The organism is Burkholderia sp. PAMC 28687 (genome assembly GCF_001577465.1).
Classification (GTDB): domain Bacteria; phylum Pseudomonadota; class Gammaproteobacteria; order Burkholderiales; family Burkholderiaceae; genus Caballeronia.
This window is the reverse complement of sequence record NZ_CP014505.1, coordinates 1,824,177-1,845,286: the sequence shown is the minus strand read 5'-3', so window position 1 is coordinate 1,845,286 and position 21,110 is coordinate 1,824,177. Positions and strand designations below refer to the sequence as shown.

Genomic DNA, 21,110 nt, shown 5'->3' with positions numbered 1-21,110 from the left:
GCCACTATCGAGCGGGCCGATCGCAAGGCCGACCTTCCAGTATTCAACGAGGATCGCATGAACCTGCTTATCGTCACCCACACTGTCGGCAAGAACGACGGACAAGGGCGCGTCAACTACGAGGTTGTCCAGGCCGCACTCGCCGCCGGCCACTCCGTCACGTTGCTGAGCACGACAGTCGATGAAACCTTGTCCCGTCATCCGCGTATCACCGTCGTTCGGCTTGCGCCAAGCCGCGTGCCGACGCGCTTGCTCAAATACCAGTCTTTCGCGTTGCGCGCAGCGGCCTGGATTCGTGCTCACCGCGCTGAGTTCGATGTCGTGCAGGTCAACGGCTTCATTGCGTGGACGCGTGCCGACGTCAACGCCATTCACTTTGTTCACACCGGCTGGTTCAAGAGCGGCTATTACCCGTTTCGCCTGAGCGGCGGTCCGTATGGGGCTTATCAAGTGCTGTTCACGCGCCTGAACGCGTGGTGCGAACGCTGGGCGTTCAAGCGTGCTGGCGTGCTCGTGCCGGTATCGGAGAAAGTCGCCGCCGAACTGGTGGACCTCGGCATGCCGCGTGACAAGATCCGCGTGATTCATAACGGAGTGGACAACGTCGAGTTTTCGCCGGACCCGTCGCAAACCTCGCAGCGTGCGCGTTTCAAGCTTCCTGAAGCGCCGTTCATGCTGCTTTTCGCGGGCGATATCCGCACAGCCCGCAAGAACCTCGATACCGTGCTTCGCGCCATGGTGACCTGCTCGCCGAGCGTGCATCTGACGGTCGCGGCCGGCACGGACAAGAGTCCCTATCCGGCAATGGCCGCAGAACTCGGCATCGCTGACCGCGTGCACTTCGTGGGCATGACCCGCGAAATGCCTGCACTGATGCGTTGCGCCGATGCGTTCGTGTTCCCGTCGCGTTACGAAGCGATGAGCCTCGTCATGCTCGAAGCGCTTGCCTCGGGCTTGCCGGTGATCACCGTGCATACGTCGGGCGGTGCGGAAGTGATTACGCCCGAATGCGGCGTGGTGCTGGACGACCCCGACAATGAACGCCCGCTCGCCGACGCGATCACGCGGCTTGCAGCCGATCCGCTGCGCACGCGTGACATGGGGCACGCAGCGCAGGCGCTCGCTGCAACCTTGTCGTGGCAGACCATGGCGGCCCGTTATCTTTCGCTATTCGAAGAGATCGCCGCCAACCGAAAGATCGGCAAGAAGGCAAACCACAACGCGCGGACGCATCGCGAGACTGTTTCGGTGAAGACATGAGTACGGTATTGAAATCCACGATGATCCCCGGGGCGACTCCAAGTGTCAAAGCACCTATGAACAAGGCCTCGGAAGACAAGCTGGGCGAGCGGAACATCGATTCGCTGCAGATCGGCATGAACTGGTTTTTCGAGCGTCCCGGCGGCCTCGACCGCATGGTGACTGCGCTAATCCAGTCGCTGCCGGCGCAGGGTGTGTCGGTTCGCGGACTGGTTGCGGGCACGGATAACGTGCGCACGTCCACGGATGGCGTCGTCACGCCGTTCGCCGAAGCTGACGCGCCGCTGATGAAGCGTCTGCTCGCCGTGCGCCGCTCGGCCGTCCAACTGCGCGATGCACGCATGCCGGACGTCGTGGCGGCGCACTTTGCGCTGTATGCGGCACCCGTGCTCGGCAAGTTCAAACGCGTGCCCAAGGTGATTCATTTTCACGGGCCCTGGGGCGACGAATCGGCCCACGGTGCGCGCGGACAGGCAAGCGCCGGCGCACGGCGCGCGCTGGAACGGCATGTTTATCAGCGCGGCGACCGGCATATCGTGTTGTCCCAGGCCTTTGGCAACGTCCTGCAAAAGCAGTACGGCGTGAAGCCGGACACGATACGCATCGTGCCGGGCTGCGTGGACGTGAATCACTTCAGCACCGGTGTCGACCAGCATGCCGCGCGCACCGCGCTCGGCTTGCCGCAGGACCGTCCCATCCTTTTTTGCGTGCGCCGGCTGGTTTCGCGCATGGGCCTCGAAGATCTTATTGATGCCATGTTCATCGTGCGCCAGGCCATACCGGACGTACTCCTGACGATTGCCGGGAAGGGACCGCTCATGGCTGCGTTGCAGGCGCGAATCGAACATCGCGGGCTTTCGCAGCATGTGCGTCTCGCGGGTTTTGTCGCCGACGAAGCGCTGCCGCTCTGGTATCGCGCCGCGAATGTATCGGTGGTGCCCACGGTTGCGCTCGAAGGGTTTGGACTGACGACCATCGAATCGCTTGCAAGCGGCACGCCGGTGATCGTGACGCCGGTCGGCGGTTTGCCCGAGGCTGTCGCGCCTTTGAGTTCGGAGCTTGTGCTCGAAGCAGGGGGGTTCCAGGCCTTGGGCGCAGGATTGAGCAGCGCGTTGCTCGGCCGCCGGACGCTGCCCACGGAAGAACAGTGCCGTGCATACGCGCGCGCTCACTTCGACCTGCCCGTGATTGCGGCGCAGACTGCGGCGGTGTATCGCGAAGCAATCGACTCATATTGATGTTGCGTTGTTTCAGCGCGCGCAAGAGCCAGCAAGAAGAAAGAAGGGCCTCGGCGCCCCAGGCGCCGTCCAACCTCGAAGCGAACCTAGTCATGAAAATCGTTCACCTGGCTACACATGCGCAGTGCAACGGCAACGGCACTGTCAATGCAATGATCGATCTCGCGTGCACACAGGCGCGTAACGGACACGACGTTGCCGTTGCGTCCTCGGGCGGCGGCTACGAGTCGTTGCTGCGCCGTCATGGCGTCACGCACGTGCTGTTGCAGCAGTCGCGCCAGCCATGGCGCGTGCCGGCGATGATCGCGGGTTTCGGCCGGCTGATCGAGCGCTTCAATCCTGATGTCGTGCATGCGCACATGATGACCGGCGCGCTGATATCGCGGTTTGGCAGCATGCGCCGCCGCTTTGCGCTCGTCACGACCATTCATCACGATATCCAGAAGAGTGCATCCCTGATGCGCTTTGGCGATCGTGTGATCGTGGTGAGTCACGCGGTGGCCGACGTCATGCTGGAGCGTGGGGTGTTGGGCGACATCCTCAGCGTGATCCCGAGCGGGACGGTGGGAACGCCGCGTCATTGCGGGCGTCCGGCGCCGCGGCCGCTCAACCACCATCGTCCGGCTGTGGTGAGCGTTTCGTCCATGTTCGAGCGCAACGGCATCGCCGATATCTTGCACGCGTTTGCGCTCGTGCGTCATACGCACGATGCACAGCTTTACTTGGTGGGCGACGGACCGGACCGCAGCGCGATGGAAATGCTCGCCGAAGAACTTGGGATTGCGAAGTATGTAACGTTCGCGGGGTTCGTGGCAGATCCGCGCTCGTATCTTGCGTCCGCTGACGTGTTTGTGTTCGCGCCGCACCAGGCGCCGGGACCGCTGATCCTGAGCGAGGCGCGCGAAGCGGGTTGTGCGATCGTCGCGACGAAAGTGGATGGTGTTCCCGAGATGCTTGACAAGGGCACGGGTGTGCTCGTGGAGCCGGGTCAGCCGCATCAAATGGCGTCGAAGATTGGTTGGTTGTTGATGGATTCGCCGGTTCGGGCGCAATACAAGGAGCGGGCGCGCCGGGACCTCGAGAAGTTTTCGGTGGAGCGTGTCTGCGCGGATCACCTTGCGGTGTACCAGCGCGCGATCGAGGAACGCAAGCTTCAGGAAGCGCGGCAGGAAAGAGGAGGGCAACGAACTGTCAGGGCCGCAGGCGCCGGTGGGGCTGTTGGTAACGGTCGGAGGTGATCCCGAGTTGTTGTTTCCAGGGCTTTCGCGGAGGGTTTCCTGATTAACGGATTCCCACACTGGTGGCGAAGCGTGTGTGTATCGGCGCGTTGCTGCAAAGCGCTCGATGCAGACACCATCGAAACGTACCGCCCGCGCGTCCGTCTTTTATTGAGATGGGCGCGCGGAAAAGTGCGCTAGCGTAGGCGTTTCGACAACAAAAATAATCAGGATGACAACGGAGTTGATGCAGTATCAAGGCCATCGGTTCATGCTCTATAAGCGATGGGACTACGCGCCGCACGGCAGAACCAAAGAGCAGCAGGAAGCGCTCGATGCCGGGCAAGCTTTATTCAAGGCCGCGAATTTCGAACATTGGGCGAGCCAGCCGGAGCTTGTCGAGTGTATCCAGACTTTCCTTGTGCGTGCGGTACCGTCATATCGTCCGAGTCCCTACGGCAATAGGCCGCGCGACGTGATCAACGCGCTGTGCTGGGAGGTGCGAAACGGGGCAGCGTTGATCGTGCGTGCGAAGCCTGCTTATATCGCGCATAGCGGTTTCGCCCCGGCGCTTTTCGAGGATGAACGGTATAGGCGCGAAATGGCGGATATGGCCGAGCGCGGCGCGATCTTCGAGGCTCGCACGAAATGGTATCAGCAGGAGTTAGCGGAATATCACCAACAAGTCGAGGACGCCGAACGCGCAGCGCGCCCGCCGCAAGTCTTCCGGCACATCGAGACCATCGCAGAGGCGGCGGTGCGCAATCGGGCGGCGTGGGCGGCGCGTGATGCATTTGCCGCGCTTGCATCGACGGCGGCGTCTGTCGTTGCCTCTGCGTTGCCGTCGATGGATCATGAGGTCTTTGACCTGGGCAATGTGTCGGAAGTCGGCACGGGCAGCACGCCGTTAGGCGACGCCGCACCGTTCGAGTACTTCAGGAGCGCGACGGGTGATGATGTATTGTCTGCAGCAGCGCGCGGCGTAGGCGAAGAACTGAACGCCGATTGTTTTTACGAATATGAATCAGCAATGCGCACCTGTGACAATCTCGCCCATTTGATGGGAGGCGCACGGGGTTATGCGCTGTGCAAACAAAACGGGTTTGAAGATCACCAAACTTGCAGGGGATTTTAATGTCACCACGGAAACCAAAATCCGTTGTCTTGTCTTACTCGCAAGACAATGAGGCGATCAACATTCAGACTGTCGATGCAATGGCAATTGCCGGCCTTGACGCCACGAAACTTACGTACCCTGTTTTTCTTGAGGAACATAAGCACAATCTTGATGACGAATTTGCGCGTAAATTAGGAGCAAGCATTTTGACGACGCTCGCTATCTCCTACCCGATGCTGGAGCCGTACATAAAGATTACCCGTCAGCCAAAAAGCGATTAACCCGCCGCTTGGTCCGCATCATCGTTCGCGCCGCGCTTTTCGTACCGCCGTTCCCACGCCTCTGCGATGCGCCCGGGTAATCAACTCCTCACGCGTAGCTCGACCGGCCCTTCGCCGGTCTTTCGCAGCTAAAGAGAGCAGTCGGGACGAAAACGCGAGCAAGCCCAAGCAGCAACAACCCGGCATCTGCCCCAACCACTGAAACCCTCCCCCAGGCACCAGCAAAAATCACCCCGCAAATTCCCCTTGTGCATTCCTCAACCGGCGCTGCGAAAAATCCTTCTTGGCGATTGCAGCGCCGCTGCGCGCCGCCCGCCACCGTTGCAAAGCCGTCCCCTCGCGATGAACCACCCGGGCGCGCGCAAGATTGAGCCACCCCAGACACGCGCCATGCCCCACCGCCGTCAACCACATCAACGCAATCCGCCGACGTACGCCGCGATACTCATCGCGTATGACCAGATGCAGGTTATACGACTCGTTCTCGATAGCAACCCAACTCCGGCTGCCGCGCACCGCACGCGCGTCTTCATCGAAACGTTGCGCCGGATAATGATCCACTTCCACTGCCGGATCGTAGACGAGCCGCCACCCCGCACGCCGCACCGCCGATGCAAACGCCATATCGTTGTTGACCTGCGCGCCAGTTCCGCGCAAACGCGTATCGAAGCGAATGGCTTTGCCGCGAACCGCGCTCACGCGATAACTCATGTTCGCGCCCTTCAGGAAATCGACGTCGCGCGCCGCGCCCACACCCAGATGATGATTGCCGATCGCGCGGCCCGGAAACTGCCAGCGCCCGACTTCCGGCTCGGACGCATCGAGCGTTGCGCCATGTTCATGCACCCAGTCGCGCCCGCCCACTCCGCCTACATCAGGCGCGCTCGCGAAATGCGCTTCAATGCGCTGCAGCCACGCGGGACGCGGGGCTGCGTCGTCGTCGGTGATCGCAACAATGTCGCCGGTGACAGCATCGAGCCCCGCGTTCAACGCAGCAACCTGACCGCCCTGCGAAACCTCGACCTTCACGAGCGGCAACCGCGCACGCGACTTCTCGATGGCGAGCCATGCCTGCGTTTCTTCATCGGCGCCACGGCACACCACCAGGACTTCGTCAGGCGCGCGCTTCTGGCGCGCGAGCGCATCAAGGCAGCGAGCGAGATCCGAGGTTCGACGATACGTGGGTACTAGTACGGTTATTTTCATTTTGCAGAGCCAGTCCTTCCGGGGTGTATCGACGAATGTAGCCGCGTGCGAGCGAGACGGTGCGCGCGCTGCGCGCGAGGCCTTTCGGACCATGCGCACGGACGTTGTGCAGTAAGTTGTGCGCCACGGCGAGCGTCAGAAACAGGGCCGCCTTCGCGCGATTGCGCTCGAACCAGCGGTAGCGCTTGTGCGTCACGTAGATACGTGAAGCTTCTGTGAACGAGCTGTAGTAGTCGCGATTCACCATCGACGGGAAATGCGAGTTGAACACGTCGGGCAGCAACCGGACGACGCATTTCGCCTGGAGCGTGGCGCGCATCACGATATCGACCTCATCGTAACCATAGATGAGATGCTCGTCGAAGCGGATCACCTTGAAAAGCCATGCAGGAAACACTGCGCTGTTGATGACGACTGTGTCCTGGAAATCCCCGCTCCTGTAAGGTCGTGACTGGAAACCAAAGAACGTGGTCGCGTTGGCGAAAACCTTGGTGCCGTGATTCAGTTCGTATCCCGTAACAATAAGCTTTTCCGGATGCTGTCCGCCGTTCTGAAGCGACTTTGCCATCCGCGCGAGGAAGTCCGGGGACAGGGTGGCGTCGTCGTCGATGAATGCCACGTGCGTGCCCGTGACGGCATCGAGCGCGCTATTGCGGTTTGCGCCCAGCCCGCGGCGCGGTCCCTCGAGAAACACGACCTGGGGAAACTCGGAGCTCACCATGGCGCGCGTATGCGGTTCCTTGCTGTCGTCCGACACGATGATCTGATGCGCCGGATACGTCGATGCCTCGACCGAGCGCAACGCCCGGGCAAGGTCTTCCGGCCGGTCGCGCGTACAGATGCAGACCGAGAAACTCGGCGCTGCAGACTGACTGGATTCGTGAAATGAGTTGACCATGTGTTTCCCCGGCTTTTTTGTCGTTGTTCCGTCTTTTGTACGGCACGGCGTGATGCGCTATTTGACTTGCCGCAGAAATATGCGTCTGTGGGACATCGAACATCGGACGGCGCAAGGTAGGCCGATCAACCCATGTTTTGTAACGCGCAGCAAAAAAATCGGGGCCGGGTCGAAAGTGTGTGTGCGGGCGCACTGAACCGAAGTCTTACAAAACGTGTAATACGCAAACAACTTAATAACGACGCCTTTCCGGGCGCAATGCCGAGATGAAGCCTGTAACTTTCGATGACTGCTTTGGCTGGCTACACGAGGGCGTGCCATCCGCCGCACGAGGGGTCGTGCTGTGTCAGCCGTTTGGCCGCGAGGCAATGTGGATACACAAGGGCTGGCGCGTGCTGGCCGAAGAACTTGCTGCAGCCGGTTCGCCGACACTTCGCTTCGACTACGCCGGCACGGGCGACTCCGCCGGTGAATCCGAGAATCCCGGCGATGGACGGGAACAGCTCGAGCGATGGCTGCAAAGCATCCGCGCGGCAGTCGCTTTCCTCAAGCAAACCACCGGCGTGACCGAAGTCGCGTTGTGCGGGTTACGCCTCGGGGCAACGCTTGCTGCGATGGTCGCGGCTGATGAAGAGATCAGTGAGCTCGTGCTGCTGGCGCCAGTTGCATCGGGCCGTCAATATCTGCGCGAGTTGCGCTTGCTGCAACAGAACTGGCTCGAGACGGGCGGCATCTATGTGGATCCGGCGCCCGCCGACGCTGCTTATGCAGAAGCCGTGGGGCATCGTCTGGTGGCATCGAGCGTGGCGAAGCTGAGCAAGTTCGACCTGTTGCGCGACGCGCGCCTCGTCGAGCATCCGCCGCGCCGTCTGCTCGTGCTCGATTCGTACGATCCGGTGCGCGCCAGGAAACTCGTCGATGCCTGCTCGGCTGCCGGCGCCGACGCATCGTTTGAAAGCTTTGATGAATGCAGCGCGTTCATGCAGGAATCCGGCGTGACGGAAACGCCGCGTGCGGCGATCGCGCGCATCGTCGAATGGCTGGGCGCGCCCGCGTTTTCCGGCGCGGCGATCGCGAGAGACATTCCGGCAGCGGTGCTCGTCGACAACGGCATGCGCGAAACCCCAGTAATCTTCGACAACGGCCGTCTCTTCGGCATTCTTTGCGAGCCGGTATCAGGCACGGCGTCGCGCCGCTCGGTGATTTTCGTGAACCCGGGCGCCACGCATCGCATTGGCGACGCGCGCATTTCCGTGACGCTCGCACGCCGGCTTGCGCGGGAAGGCGTAACGTCGCTTCGTTTCGATGTCGGCGCCCTCGGCGACAGCGCAGCGCCCGTCGACGAACGTCCGGTCTCCATGCTTTTCATGCGCGAAAGCTGTGACGACGTGGCTGCCGCCGCGGCTTATCTGGCTGCGCGGGGTCTTGACGACGTCTCGTGCTTCGGCGTCTGTTCGGGCGCATATCTTTGCCTGCAAGCGGCAACGGTCAGCCCCTATATCCGGTCGCTGACCCTCGTGAATACGCCGAAATTCAACTCCCCGGAAGATCCGGTGCCGCTCTTCAGCAACGATGACCGTCCGCGAACGGCAACCAGCACGTTCATCCGTTCGTTCGTGAACGCGCGCAAATGGAAGCGTGTCTTGCGCGGCCAGCGCGAGGTCGCACCGATCGCAAAGGAACTCGTGCGGCGCATGGGTACACGGTTCACGGCGAGCATCGCGTATCTTGCGGAACGCACAGTGGGCGTGAACTCGGTTGGCTCCCGTGTCCGGGCAATGGTGCGCGGCCTCGGCGAGCGCGGCGTCCAGGTGCGCTTTGTGTACGGCAATGCCGATGCCGGCCTGGAAGAGTTCGCGATATTTTTTGGCGCGGGCGGCTGGCGCATGCGCAAATGGCGCAACGTGGAGACGATCCACAGCGAGACGCTCGACCACGCCTGTTTTTCTTATCCGGCGCGCGAGGAACTGATGGCTTCGTTTGCTGCATTCGTTCGTGACGAGTCGCAACAAACGTTGGGTCACAAGCGTCGGCGTCCGCGCTTTCGCTCGATCCTGCCTGTCTTCCAGGCGCCAGTTGAACGCACCAAGGAGCGCCATACGGAGGTTCTCGAGCCACGTCAGGCGCAGCGAATGTAACCAATTGCAAAGCGCGCCCTGATGCGTTCGAATTCGCACAGACCCCAGGGCGCAAGGGTTTTACCCTAGCGGTCAATTGTCTGATTGTTCCGGTGCATCAGAAACTCGCAGGCCGGACAGTTGTTTCATGCACTACGCGGCACGTCCTGGACGTGTCGCGCATCACCGCAAGCTGTCCGCGGTCCCCGGGTTCATCCTGTTTGATTTGTTGTAATCGGTCCGTCGCTCAATGGAAAAAAGTCTCCTCAAGAACATCGCGATCAACTTCGCCGGGCTCATCCTGCCCGTGTTCGTCTCGCTCGCGACGGTGCCGGCCTATATCCATGGCATGGGTATCGAACGTTATGGCGTGATCAATCTTGTGTGGGCGTTGATTGGCTACTTCAGCGTGCTCGATCTCGGCATTTCGATGGCGACTGAAAACTACATCGCCAAGGCGCGTGATGCAAACGACGGCAGCATCCAGCGCATTTTCTGGAGCGCGTTCTTCCTGAACCTCGCGACCGGGTTCGCGGGTGCCGTGATGATCTGGTTCGGCGCGTATATCTACGTGGTGCATATCGCGACCATCGCGCCGGCGTTCCAGCGCGAAGTGCTGCAATCGCTGCCCTGGATTGCGATTGCCGTACCGATCGCCAATGTGTCGTGGGTCTTCAGCGGCGCGATCGGCGGCATGGAAAAGTTTACGCTGTACAACACGAACCAGACTGTCGGCACGTTCATGTTCCAGTTGCTTCCGCTTGCAGCGTTGTACCTGATCTCGCCGTCGCTGGCGGTGGTCGTGCCGGCTGCGGTCATCGCGCGCTTCCTTGCGGCACTACTGCTGGGCTATGGCACGTTCCGCGCGCTCGGCATCACCGGTGTCGCAAAACCTGAATGGCCGCTGATCCGCGAGCTCTTCAATTATGGGCGCTGGCTATTGTTGTTCTCGGGCGCGAACATGATTGCGACCACGCTGGACCGCGTGGTGATCGGCTCCATGCTGGGTGCCAAATCCGTGGCTTATTACGCCACGCCGCAGAACCTCGTCACGCGTCTGAACCTGTTGCCAAGCGCCATGTTGCGCACGCTCTTCCCGCGCTTTTCCGCCTCGGGCAGTGAACACGCCGGCGCGTTGTCGCATCAGGCCCTGGCGTTCCTCAACTGTGCGTTCACGCCCTGCGTGGTGGTCGCACTGTTCGCCCTCGCACCGTTCCTGAACGTATGGCTTGGCCACGAGATGGCAGTTCAGTCTGCTCCTGTCGGACGGGTGCTTGTGATTGGCGTGTGGCTTGCCGGTCAGTCAAGCATCATGAGCGTGCTGATACAGGCGAAGGCCAATCCGGCGCAAGTGGCGCGGGTCGGCTGGATCGGATTGCCGGTGTTCGCGCTGGTCCTGTGGTTGGGAATTCGCTGGTACGGGTTGCTGGGCGCGGGCGTTGCAGTGGTCGCGAAAACCTTCTTCGACTACGCGGCGTTCCTCTACTTTTCGAAGCTCAAGCCGCAACCCATCGTGCGCAACATGGCCGGACATCTGGCGTTCCTGATCGTCGCGACGCTGTGCGCGGACTACATGGATTCGCTGAGCAGCATGGCAGCAATCTGCGTGGCGCTGGTGGTGGGCAACCTCGGATGGTCGTTGTTCGAATCGAGCGAATTGCGTGAGGTCGCGGCGCGGTTGCGGCAGCGCTTGCTCCCTAGCGCGGGGTGACGGGCCCAGCGTCGACTTTGCGTTGCGTGACATCTGCGAGATTCGCGGGTCCTGGTCATGAAGCGCCGAAGACGTAACAGCGTGCGGGCGTTCGCGCGCGCACAGAACTAAAAATATTTGCCTGTTTAAATGACGCATCAATCGATGCGTGTGTTCCGCGCGTCCGCACCTGTTCGACGCGTTCAGCCCCCAATCAGCTTTTACGCATCAGGAGTCACCGTGGACGTGTCCAGCCATCCCCTCGGGAGCGCTGCCGTGGAGAGTGCCGCGAGCGTGCGTGTGCAGCCCGTCATTCTTGCAGGCGGCTCAGGCACGCGGCTATGGCCTTTGTCGAGGCAGCAGTTCCCCAAGCAACTGATCGAACTCATGGGTTCGGAGTCTTTGCTGGAGGCCACGCTGCGTCGTCTCGACGGTCTCGATGGTCTTGAAGCATCCGGCAAGGACGACCACGCCCTGCAACTCGAGACTGCCGACGAACTCATCGTTGTATGCGGATCGGAACACAAATTGCTGACCGCACAGCAGATCGAGCGTAATGGGCGCCATGCGCGCATCGTGCTCGAACCGTGTGCGCGCAATACGGCGCCGGCGCTTACGCTCGCTGCATGGGCTGCCCAGGCAACCGTTCCAGGCGTCGATCCCGTGATTGTCGCAATGCCCGCAGACCATGCAGTCTCCGATCCCGACGCATTCCAGCGCACCATCGCGACCGCGATCGAACACGCGGCAGGCGGTGCATTGGTCACGCTCGGCATCGTGCCGGACAAGATCGAAACAGGTTACGGATACATCAAGGCGGGTGCGGCGCTCAAGGGTTCGATCACTGGCGCGATCGAAGCGCACGTGCTTGAACGGTTTATCGAAAAGCCCAGGCGCGAGATTGCGGAGCAGTACCTTGCATCGGGCGAATATCTCTGGAACAGCGGCATTTTCGTGTGCCGCGCATCCGTGTGGCTCGCCGCGATCGAGCACTTTCAACCGGCTATTCACGCGGCGTGCATCGCGGCCTTCGAACGCGGATTGCACCAGGACGGCTTCACGCAACTCGATGTCGCCGCCTTCGAAGCATGCCCTTCGGACTCCATCGATTTCGCCGTGATGGAACGCATCGCACACGAGCCGGGTTTCCCGGGCGTGGTCGTGCCCCTTGCAGCCGGCTGGTCCGACGTCGGTGCGTGGGACGCAGTGTGGGACATGTCGAAGAAAGACGAAGACGGCAACGTGGCGCGTGGCCGCGTGCTCTTTGAAGGGTCGCACGACAGCTTTGCGCATTCCGACGGACGGCTCGTTGCATGCGTGGGCGTGAGCGGTGTGGTCGTGGTGGAGACGGCTGACGCGATTCTCGTGGCATCGAAGGACCGCGTGCAGGAAGTGAAAGCGATGGTCGGCCGTCTGAAAGCAGCGAAGGGCGCAGAAGCGCACGATCATCGCAAGGTACAGCGTCCGTGGGGCTTCTACGATTCGATCGATCACGGCGAGCGCTTCCAGGTGAAGCGGATCGTGGTGCAGCCGGGTCAGCGGCTGTCGCTGCAGATGCACCATCATCGCGCGGAGCACTGGATCGTCGTATGCGGCACGGCACTTGTTACCCGAGGTGAAGAGACATTCCTCGTGACCGAAAACCAGTCCACTTACATTCCGCTTGGCACGACGCATCGACTGGAAAATCCCGGCAAGACGCCGCTGGAAATGATCGAAGTTCAATCGGGTACGTACCTGGGCGAAGACGACATTGTTCGCTTCGACGATCAGTATGGACGCGTGGCGGAAAAAAAGACCCGCAAGACGAATGCATGAACTGAACGGCGAAGCAAAAAAGAACACAGGCCACCGCTCAGGGCAACAAGGCAACAGGAATCACGGAGTACTTAATACAGCGGTTGCCGAAGCAGCGCCGCGGACGCGAGAGAGGCAAAGGGATAACCCTTGAGAGGGACATTCCGACTGGCGTTCGCGGTATTGAACACGCAATTTATCGAGCACGTAGCGGCACTGCTGGTTCATCGGCTTTGCACGGGCGTGCGGTTCCGGGAGCTTGGGGAAGCTTTCCGGATACGCAGGGACACAATGTGGGGCGCAAGGGGAGAGGGGTGATGGACGAAAATAAAGAGCGGTCACTGGTGGCCAAGGTGATGGACGGGCTCGTATCGGGCATCGTCGAACAGAAGTACGGCGCGATCCTGCCGCCGCAGGATGTTTTGTCGAAGGAGTTCGACGTGAGTCGGACCGTGATGCGGGAGGCGCTCAGCATGCTCCTCGCGCGTCACATGCTGGACGTACGCCCCAAGACGGGCACGCGAATCCGGCCGATGAGCGACTGGCGGCTGATCGATGAAGACGTCGTGAGCTGGCGTTTCAGGGCCACGCCCGACCAGGCGTTTTTACGCGACGTGATCGAGTTCCGGATGCTGATCGAGCCGCGTGCGGCTGCGTTGGCTGCGGCTCGCGCGACACCCGACGAGCTTGCCGGGATCCGCGAAGCGTTCGACGCATTGTCGTCGCTTGAAACGGGCGAGCCCGAGTTCCAGGCGGCCGATGTCGCGCTTCATACACGCATTGTTGCGGCGAGCGGAAACCAGTTCTTCCAGCAGATGACGGCTATCGTGCGTGGGGCGCTGGTGACGGTATATCCGATCGTGCAAGGCATTGCGACGATGCGTGAAGCTACGCTCGGCGCGCAACGCGAAGTCGTGGAAGCCATCGGTGCACGCGATGCCGCCGCGGCCGAACGTGCGATGAGCCGCCTGATCGATGTCACGGCTGAAGAAGTCGGCCGCGCGTTTTCGTTTGAACGACGCGAGGACAGTTCGTCTCCGCCGATCGACGAATCACAGTCAGCGGGCGCCTGATTTCGGCACGTGCTGCATGCTTGATCCCGGAACGGTTCCGGGAGATTTCTGGTCACGTTTCTCGTGACCGGGCGCTTCAGGCGCCGTCTCCGGGGTTCTTCCCTGCGCAAACGTTTCACTCCCTCTCGTCTTTTTAACTCCCTGCCGTTTGTTCACGCTTCCCGGCGATCGCTCCCTTAGTGGACAATGAGCGTCATTGAGTCATCGACATCAAATCACGGAGCGCAGCAAATGAACGAAGAGAGCACGATTCGCTGGGGTATCGTCGGCGCGGGACGCATTGCACACCGCTTCGCCGAAGGGCTGGCGTTCGTACCGGGCACGCAGCTCGCAGGCGTCTGGTCGCGCCGGGGGGAGCCAACGCGCGCATTCGCCGACAAATACCAGACGAAGGCCTTCGAAAGCTTCGACGCAATGCTCGAAAATATCGACGCGCTCTACATTGCGACCATGCAGAACAGTCATCCCGAGTATGCGTTGCGTGCATTCAAGGCGGGGCGTGCCGTGCTTTGCGAGAAGCCGGCCGCCGTCAATGCACGCGCGTTGCAGCAGATGATCGACGCCGCCCGGTCTTCGAAGCTCCTCTTCATGGAAGCCATGAAACCGCCGTTCTACCCGCTCTACACGCAATTGCGCGAGCATCTGGCGGCGGACCCCATCGGCCAGATTGGACTTGTACGCGCCGGGTGTTCGATTGCAAATGTCCCGCTCGACCATCCTTCGTATTCGATGGACATGGGCGGCGGCGCGTTGCTCGATATCGGCATTTACGAAGCGTTCCTCGCGGTCGACTGGCTCGGCGAACCGCTTGAAGTGCAGACGTTCGGCAGGCTCGGGCAAAGCGGCGTCGACAGTTTTGCGAGCCTGAATGTGCGCCATGAACGCGGTGTCGCGCAGATCTTTTGCGGTATGGATCTTCAGGGCAAGGGCGACGCGTTGCTTGCCGCGACCGGCGGTACGGTCACGATTCACGAGAACTGGTGGAACCCCGCGCGCGCAACGGTTCGCTACGTAGATGGCCGCACGGTCGAACTCGATGCACCCTTCGAAGGCGGTGGCCTGAACTACGAAACCGCGCACTTTTGCGAGCTGCTGCGCGCTGGGGCGATTGAAAGTCCGGTCATGCGTCACGCGGTATCGATGCAAATGATCTTCATCACCGACGCCGCCCGCCGCGACCTCGGCGTGCATTTCCCGTTCGAGACCGACTGACAGACCGGTCTCGCCGCGCACCAACTTGTTTAAGCGTCATTTCAGACTGTCGCGATACGCTGCGACGTCTTCACATGCAGGGCATTTTTACCATGCGATTCTTATCCCGATTCTGGCGCGACAATCGCAAGCTGGTGGCGTTCCTGGTTCTGATGGCCCTGTTTCGAAGCGCGATTGCGGACTGGAACGTGGTGCCGAGCGGTTCCATGTTGCCGACCATTCGCGAAGGCGACCGGATCGTCGTGGACAAGATGGCTTACGATCTGCGCGTCCCGTTCACCCATGTAGCGATCCTGCATCTGCACGATCCGCAGCGTGGGGACATCGTGACGGTGGATTCGTCGGCGGCGAAGGAACTGATCGTGAAGCGGTTGATCGGTCTGCCTGGGGACGTGGTCGCCATGCGTGACAACGTGCTCTACATCGATGGCAAACGCGCTGCTTACCAGCCTGTCGATATTGCGGGCGTGGCGGGTGATTCATCGTCACCGGGCGAGTATCTCGATGAGAAGCTCGGGCACGTTTCGCATGTGGTCAGGTTGTCGGTACTCGCGCCGAGTCCACGGCGCTCGTTCGGGCCGGTGACCGTTCCGAAGGGGCAGTATCTGATGCTCGGAGACAACCGCGATGACAGCGCGGATTCGCGCTATTTCGGTTTTTTTCCGCGCGATGAACTGATGGGAAGGGCGAGAAGGGTTGCGTATTCGCTCGACCCGGAAAAACATTATTTTCCGCGCCTGGGAAGATTCGGCGCGCGGCTGGACGGCTAAGGAGACGGCTAAGCCTAAGTGCCGTTTAATGCCTTCCCGGCAGTGCCAGTCTCCGCTCGAGCCGCCGTTGCACGAATTCCAGCACGCTGCACAGCACCCAATAAACCACGGCGGCGGCCAGATACAACGGCAAGGGCTGGTATGTGGCGGCGATCACTTCCTGCGCGCTGCGCAGCAGTTCGGTCACCGTAATCACGGAAACCAGCGACGTATCCTTGATGAGGCTGATCAGGCTGTTCGAAAGACTCGGCACGGCGATGCGCAACGCTTGCGGGCCGATCACATATCGAAGCGTCTGCGACCTGGAAAGCCCAAGGCTATACGCCGCCAGCCATTGCCCGCTCTGGATCCCGAGAATTGCCCCGCGCATGCTCTCCGACAAATACGCGGCCGCATTCGCCGATAACGCAATCACCCCAGCCGGGGTCGGATCGAGCGAAATTCCAAGGCTCGGCAGCCCGTAATAGATCACGAAGATCTGCACGAGCAGCGGCGTCCCGCGCATCACGCTTACATAAACGCGTCCGATCCCCACCAGCGTCTTGCTGCGGCTGATGCCCATGACCGCAAGCACGACGGCGGCTATCAGGCCGAAGAACATGGAGTAGACCGCGAACTTGATCGTCAGCACGGCGCCTTGGGCCAGTGCCGGTATCGATTGAACGAGCAGGGATGTCGTGGACATGAGGGATTGAGTTGGCTTCTTATCGATCGAGGCGGGTATCAAAAGCCAAGGGCGGCATCGTCAAGACGCCGCCCCGATGCCGAACGCGGAGCGCCCGGTTTTACTTTACAGCCGGCTTGGTCACGTCGATACCAAACCACTTGTCCGAGATCTTGGCGAACGTGCCATCGGCTTCGAGCTGGGTCATCGCGTCATCAATGGCCTTCTGGAACTTCGGATTGCCCTTCTTGAACGGGATGCCCGACGGGTTGCCCGGGCCGACGTTCGCGCCGGTGCGCAGCGGCAACTGCGAATTCTTCATCAGGTACGCGAGCATCAGTCGGTCGTTCAACGCGGCGTCCAGACGGTTCGATGCCAGATCGCGCAAGTATTCAGGCGCGCCCGGATACGTCTTGACATCGATACCCGGAACAGCTTTCGCCATGTCCATGTAGTTCGTGCCGAGGCCCACGCCGAGCTTCTTGCCCTTCAGGTCGTCGAGCGTCTTGAAGTCGCGCGTGTCGTCCTTGCGCTGAATCAGCTGGGCGTTCGAATATGTGTAGGCCGGGGAGAAATCGAGCGTCTGCTTGCGGGCATCGGTGATGCCGACCTGGTTCGCGATCACATCGAACTTGCCTGCCTGCAAACCGGCGATGATGCCACTCCACTCGGTCGTGACGAACTCCGGCTTGACGCCGAGTTTCGCCGCGATAGCCTTGGCGATATCCACATCGAATCCGACCAGTTCACCTTGCGGCGACTTCGAGTTGAACGGCGGGAACGTGCCTTCCAGGCCAATGCGCAACGTGCCGCGCTGTTTGACCGAATCCAGCAGATCTTCTGCGTGGGCGACCGCCGAGAGCGACGCGCCGATCAGTGCTGCCACGAGCACTTTCTTGAAGAGAGTCAATTTCATGTGTTGTTTGCCTTTGTCCGAGTTTTTATCGGTAATCTGAAGTGCCGCGATGATAGCGAAAACGCCACGACCGCTTCAGATCGATTCCTCATGTGGTTATGAGAACGGGTAGGGATGCTTCGCGCGTCATACAGCGGCTGGCTGGCGCGACAGCGCTTCCACGCACTCTGTCACGAGCGCGGGTCCGCGATAAATGAGGCCCGTGTAGATCTGCACGAGCGATGCCCCCGCCGCCAGTTTTTCACGCGCGTCATCGCCTGACATGATGCCGCCCACGCCGATGATCGGCACGGCATTGCCCAATTCCACGCGCAACTTTCGGATCACCGCATTCGACGCCTCGAACACCGGCTTGCCGGACAGACCACCAGCTTCATCGCTGTGTTTCATGCCGGTCACAGCGGTGCGTGACAGCGTGGTGTTGGTGGCGATCACGCCGTCGATCTGATGACGCAGCAACGTGGCGGCGATCTCCTTGATCTGCTCGTCGTCGAGATCGGGCGCGATCTTGAGCGCGAGGGGCACGAGCTTGCCGTGCATGTCGGAAAGACGTTGCTGTTTGTCCTTCAGCGCACCGAGCAGTGCGTCGAGTTCGCCCGCGCCTTGCAACTGGCGCAGGTTCTTCGTGTTCGGCGACGAGATGTTGATGGTCACGTAGCTCGCGAACGGATACACGCGCTCGAGGCAATACAAATAATCTTCGGCGGCCCGTTCGATGGGTGTATCGGCATTCTTCCCGATATTCAGCCCCAGAATCCCGCGATACCGCGCCGCCTGCACGTTCTCGACGAACTGATCGACGCCGCGGTTATTGAAGCCGAGCCGGTTGATGAGCGCTTGCGCATCCGGCAGCCGGAACATGCGCGGGCGCGGATTGCCGGGCTGGGCGCGCGGCGTGACCGTTCCCACTTCGATGAACCCGAACCCCAGCGACGCCAGCCCGTCAATACACGCGCCGTCCTTGTCCAGCCCGGCCGCGAGCCCGACCGGATTGCGGAAGTTCAGGCCCATGACGGTGCGCGGGGAGTCGGGCGCGCGCTCGGCGAGCATGCCGGACAAACCGGTGCGGCCGGCGGCGCCGAGCATGCGCAGCGTCAGATGGTGGGCATCTTCCGCATCCATGCGAAAAAGTTGCGCGCGGGCAAGCGGGTAGAGGGAACTGAACACGAGGAGAGGCCGGAACGGCAAAAATTGAGACGCGCCATTTTAGCGGCTTTAATGGCGACGGCCGAAAAGCTGTGTCGGAACGTTGAATTTCGCGGAAAAATCCGTTTGGGGCGGACCTGGCAGTAACCCGGCGCGTGCCGCCGTTAGCGACGCGGTTTGTCAGCGGCCATCTTGCCGGGCATCGGCGGCGTTCCGGCGGAGTGCATCGTAAGGGGATCGAGCAGATCCCAGCGGCCATCGATCAATCCTTCTAATGGCCGGAAGTTCGCCTTGTATGCCATCTTTTCGCTCTCGCGAATCCAGTAGCCAAGGTACACGAAAGGCAGGTCGAGGCTGCGCGCCTGCTCGATTTGCCACAGGATGTTGTAGGTGCCAAAGCTCGTGTGCGGCATGTCCGGCTCGAAGAATGTGTACACCGAAGACAAGCCGTCACCCAGGATGTCGATCATGCTGATCATGCGCAGCACGCCTTTCGCGGGTGGATCGTCGCTGGGCTTGCCGTCGTCGCTTTCCGTGCTCGCGGCAGCTTCGACCGGCGCCACCGGCTCGCGAAATTCCACCAGGCGCGAATTGATCCGGCTTTGCAGCAGAAATTGCTCGTATTGGTCGCGGCTGTCGCGATCCATGCCGCCGCCTGCGTGCCGCGCCGACTGATAGCGCATGTAGAGCGCGTAATGTTCTTCGTCGTAGTGAAGCGGAGCCACACTCGCGACCAGGTCGCCGTGCTGTTTCCAGACGCGCCGCTGGGTGCGGTTGGGCTTGAATCCATCGATAGGCAAACGCACCGGCACGCACGCCCGGCAACCGTCGCAATAAGGCCGGTACGTGAACACGCCCGAGCGCCGGAAGCCGGCCTTGACGAGTTCGGTGTAGACGTCGGAGTTGATCAGGTGACTGGGCGTCGCCACCTGCGAGCGGGCGATGCGCCCGTCGAGGTAGCTGCAGGGATACGGCGCCGTTGCATAGAATTGCAACGCCGAAAGCGGTGAAAGCGGCAGCTCATTGGGGTGAGTCACGTTGGCAGCTCTCGTTCTAAACGTCTGTCGCCTCGTTGTGTTGCCGGCCTGACGTTGCCGGCCAAACAAGGCACTGTGTTCGAAATACTCGATCCTGCGTTGAATTGTCTTGCCGTCGCGATTGGCTCGGGCGCTCTCAGCTTTCCGCATTGACCCCAAGCGTGGCGAGCAGTGCCGACTTGTCGAACTGCCAGGGAATCGGCGGCTCGAACACGGCGTAGCGAAGGTGTCGCAGAAATGCCTTCCGCGTGATCTCGCGCCCGCCCAGCGAGGCCAGATGCGACGTGTTCTGCTGGCAGTCTATCATCTCTATTTTATGGTGGCGCAAGTGTCCGACGAGTGCCGCGAGCGCGATTTTTGATGCATCAGTGCGGTGCGCGAACATCGATTCGCCGAAAAACATCCGCCCGAACGACACGCCGTAAAGACCGCCCACGCGCCTGCCCTCGAACCAGCTTTCAATGCTGTGCGCGCGTCCGTCGCGGTGTAAAGACGAATACGCCTCCACGATGTCCGCCGTGATCCACGTGCCGCGCTGGCCTTCACGCGGCGTCTGCGCGCACGCGCGCATCACGCCGGCGAAATCGTGATCGACGCGAATTTCCCACGCTGCGTCTTTTAACACCCGCCGCAGCGTCTTGCGAAGTGAATCCGAGACCTTGAATTCATCCGGAATCAGGACCATGCGGGGGTCCGGGCTCCACCAGAGGACGGGCTGGCCATCGGAATACCAGGGGAAAATTCCGTGCTGATAGGCATCGATCAAACGTGAGCTTTGCAATTCGGCGCTCGCCGCGAGCAAACCGGGCGCGCCGCTCGCCTCGCCGAGTGCGCGCTCGACGGGCGGAAACGGATCGTCGGATGCGAGCCATGGAACCATGATGCGGGGCGGCGCTCAGCCTTCGCGCAGTGAGCGGAAGATGTCGCCGGTGTGCAGCGAATAGGTGCCGGCGGCGCGATCGGCAAAAAAGAAACGCAGCGTCTGGCCGACGGTCGGGAACGCAATTTCGTCCCAGGGAATCTCGCTTTCATCGAAGAGTTTCACTTCGAGGCTTTCCTCGCCGGCATCGATATCCAGATCGAGCAAACGCGCCAGATAAAACAGATGCACCTGATGCACATGCGGCACGTTCAGTAGCGTGAAGAGGCTCTGGATCTCGACGCGTGCGCCGGCCTCTTCCAGCGTCTCGCGCGAGGCGCCTTCGCTGGTCGTCTCGTTCATTTCCATGAAACCCGCCGGCAGCGTCCAGAAGCCGTAGCGCGGTTCGATCGCGCGGCGGCACAGCAGAACCTTGTCGTCCCAGACAGGGACGGTTCCGACCACGTTGCGCGGATTCTGATAATGCACCGTGCCGCAGTTGCCGCAGACGAAACGTTCGCGGTTGTCGCCGGGAGGCACAAGCAGGCTAACTTCGTGGCCGCAGACGGAGCAGAATTTCATAGGGGAGAAGTCTGAAAGTGTCGTGCGAGT

General features: G+C 61.3%; 19 protein-coding genes. 11 read left to right on the top strand and 8 right to left on the bottom strand.

The window, feature by feature from the left end; all coding sequences use genetic code 11:
• Positions 1-57: 57 nt before the first annotated feature.
• The 5 genes from AX768_RS08410 (at position 58) to AX768_RS08390 (ending at position 5,113) form a co-directional block, all read left to right on the top strand.
• Entirely contained in the window at positions 58-1,260 is a 1,203-nt protein-coding gene (locus AX768_RS08410; protein WP_062000880.1) for a glycosyltransferase family 4 protein, read from the top strand.
• A 56-nt stretch (positions 1,261-1,316) separates the two neighbouring features.
• Positions 1,317-2,498: a glycosyltransferase family 4 protein gene (locus AX768_RS08405; RefSeq protein ID WP_061999577.1), complete on the top strand. Its 1,182-nt coding sequence runs from the start codon at positions 1,317-1,319 to the stop codon at positions 2,496-2,498.
• 92 nt (positions 2,499-2,590) lie between these two features.
• Positions 2,591-3,736, top strand: a complete 1,146-nt coding sequence (locus AX768_RS08400; protein WP_082778874.1) for a glycosyltransferase family 4 protein — start codon at positions 2,591-2,593, stop codon at positions 3,734-3,736.
• A gap of 250 nt (positions 3,737-3,986) precedes the next feature.
• Complete coding sequence (locus AX768_RS08395; RefSeq protein WP_172811932.1) at positions 3,987-4,850, top strand: hypothetical protein; 864 nt, start codon at positions 3,987-3,989, stop codon at positions 4,848-4,850.
• Positions 4,850-5,113, top strand: coding sequence for a hypothetical protein (locus AX768_RS08390; RefSeq protein WP_061999575.1), 264 nt, complete (start codon positions 4,850-4,852; stop codon positions 5,111-5,113). Before AX768_RS08395 ends, AX768_RS08390 begins: the two co-directional genes overlap by 1 nt.
• Before the next feature lie 228 nt (positions 5,114-5,341).
• Here AX768_RS08390 and AX768_RS08385 read toward each other — a convergent pair whose 3' ends face one another.
• Together AX768_RS08385 and AX768_RS08380 are read right to left on the bottom strand one after the other, a co-directional pair.
• Entirely contained in the window at positions 5,342-6,319 is a 978-nt protein-coding gene (locus AX768_RS08385; RefSeq protein WP_061999574.1) for a glycosyltransferase family 2 protein, read from the bottom strand.
• Positions 6,258-7,217, bottom strand: coding sequence for a glycosyltransferase family 2 protein (locus tag AX768_RS08380; protein ID WP_061999573.1), 960 nt, complete (start codon positions 7,215-7,217; stop codon positions 6,258-6,260). The genes AX768_RS08385 and AX768_RS08380 overlap by 62 nt, the downstream gene beginning before the upstream one ends.
• Before the next feature lie 266 nt (positions 7,218-7,483).
• Between AX768_RS08380 and AX768_RS08375 the strand changes: the two genes are divergently transcribed.
• From AX768_RS08375 to lepB, 6 genes are all read left to right on the top strand, one after another.
• Positions 7,484-9,355 carry an alpha/beta hydrolase gene (locus AX768_RS08375; RefSeq protein ID WP_075357835.1) on the top strand — a complete coding sequence of 624 codons (1,872 nt, stop codon included), beginning with the start codon at positions 7,484-7,486 and terminating at the stop codon, positions 9,353-9,355.
• A gap of 229 nt (positions 9,356-9,584) precedes the next feature.
• Positions 9,585-11,045: an oligosaccharide flippase family protein gene (locus tag AX768_RS08370; RefSeq protein ID WP_061999571.1), complete on the top strand. Its 1,461-nt coding sequence runs from the start codon at positions 9,585-9,587 to the stop codon at positions 11,043-11,045.
• A 219-nt stretch (positions 11,046-11,264) separates the two neighbouring features.
• Positions 11,265-12,842: a mannose-1-phosphate guanylyltransferase/mannose-6-phosphate isomerase gene (locus AX768_RS08365; protein ID WP_062000879.1), complete on the top strand. Its 1,578-nt coding sequence runs from the start codon at positions 11,265-11,267 to the stop codon at positions 12,840-12,842.
• A 296-nt stretch (positions 12,843-13,138) separates the two neighbouring features.
• On the top strand, positions 13,139-13,894 hold the full coding sequence (locus AX768_RS08360) for a FadR/GntR family transcriptional regulator (protein ID WP_061999570.1): 756 nt from the start codon (positions 13,139-13,141) through the stop codon (positions 13,892-13,894).
• Positions 13,895-14,125: 231 nt separating this feature from the next.
• On the top strand, positions 14,126-15,106 hold the full coding sequence (locus AX768_RS08355) for a Gfo/Idh/MocA family protein (protein ID WP_061999569.1): 981 nt from the start codon (positions 14,126-14,128) through the stop codon (positions 15,104-15,106).
• Positions 15,107-15,198: 92 nt separating this feature from the next.
• A complete protein-coding gene (gene lepB, locus AX768_RS08350) occupies positions 15,199-15,876 on the top strand; it encodes a signal peptidase I (protein WP_062000878.1) in 678 nt (225 codons plus the stop codon).
• A gap of 25 nt (positions 15,877-15,901) precedes the next feature.
• On the opposite strand, the gene AX768_RS08345 is transcribed toward lepB, so the two are convergent.
• From AX768_RS08345 to AX768_RS08320, 6 genes are all read right to left on the bottom strand, one after another.
• Positions 15,902-16,561: an amino acid ABC transporter permease gene (locus AX768_RS08345; RefSeq protein ID WP_061999568.1), complete on the bottom strand. Its 660-nt coding sequence runs from the start codon at positions 16,559-16,561 to the stop codon at positions 15,902-15,904.
• 100 nt (positions 16,562-16,661) lie between these two features.
• Positions 16,662-17,456, bottom strand: a complete 795-nt coding sequence (locus AX768_RS08340; RefSeq protein ID WP_061999567.1) for a cystine ABC transporter substrate-binding protein — start codon at positions 17,454-17,456, stop codon at positions 16,662-16,664.
• A gap of 126 nt (positions 17,457-17,582) precedes the next feature.
• Positions 17,583-18,623, bottom strand: a complete 1,041-nt coding sequence (locus tag AX768_RS08335; RefSeq protein WP_061999566.1) for a quinone-dependent dihydroorotate dehydrogenase — start codon at positions 18,621-18,623, stop codon at positions 17,583-17,585.
• Between the two features lie 143 nt (positions 18,624-18,766).
• Positions 18,767-19,639 carry an arginyltransferase gene (locus AX768_RS08330; RefSeq protein ID WP_062000877.1) on the bottom strand — a complete coding sequence of 291 codons (873 nt, stop codon included), beginning with the start codon at positions 19,637-19,639 and terminating at the stop codon, positions 18,767-18,769.
• Between the two features lie 136 nt (positions 19,640-19,775).
• A complete protein-coding gene (gene aat, locus AX768_RS08325) occupies positions 19,776-20,519 on the bottom strand; it encodes a leucyl/phenylalanyl-tRNA--protein transferase (RefSeq protein ID WP_061999565.1) in 744 nt (247 codons plus the stop codon).
• Positions 20,520-20,534: 15 nt separating this feature from the next.
• Positions 20,535-21,080 carry an NUDIX hydrolase gene (locus tag AX768_RS08320; protein ID WP_061999564.1) on the bottom strand — a complete coding sequence of 182 codons (546 nt, stop codon included), beginning with the start codon at positions 21,078-21,080 and terminating at the stop codon, positions 20,535-20,537.
• Positions 21,081-21,110: the final 30 nt, after the last annotated feature.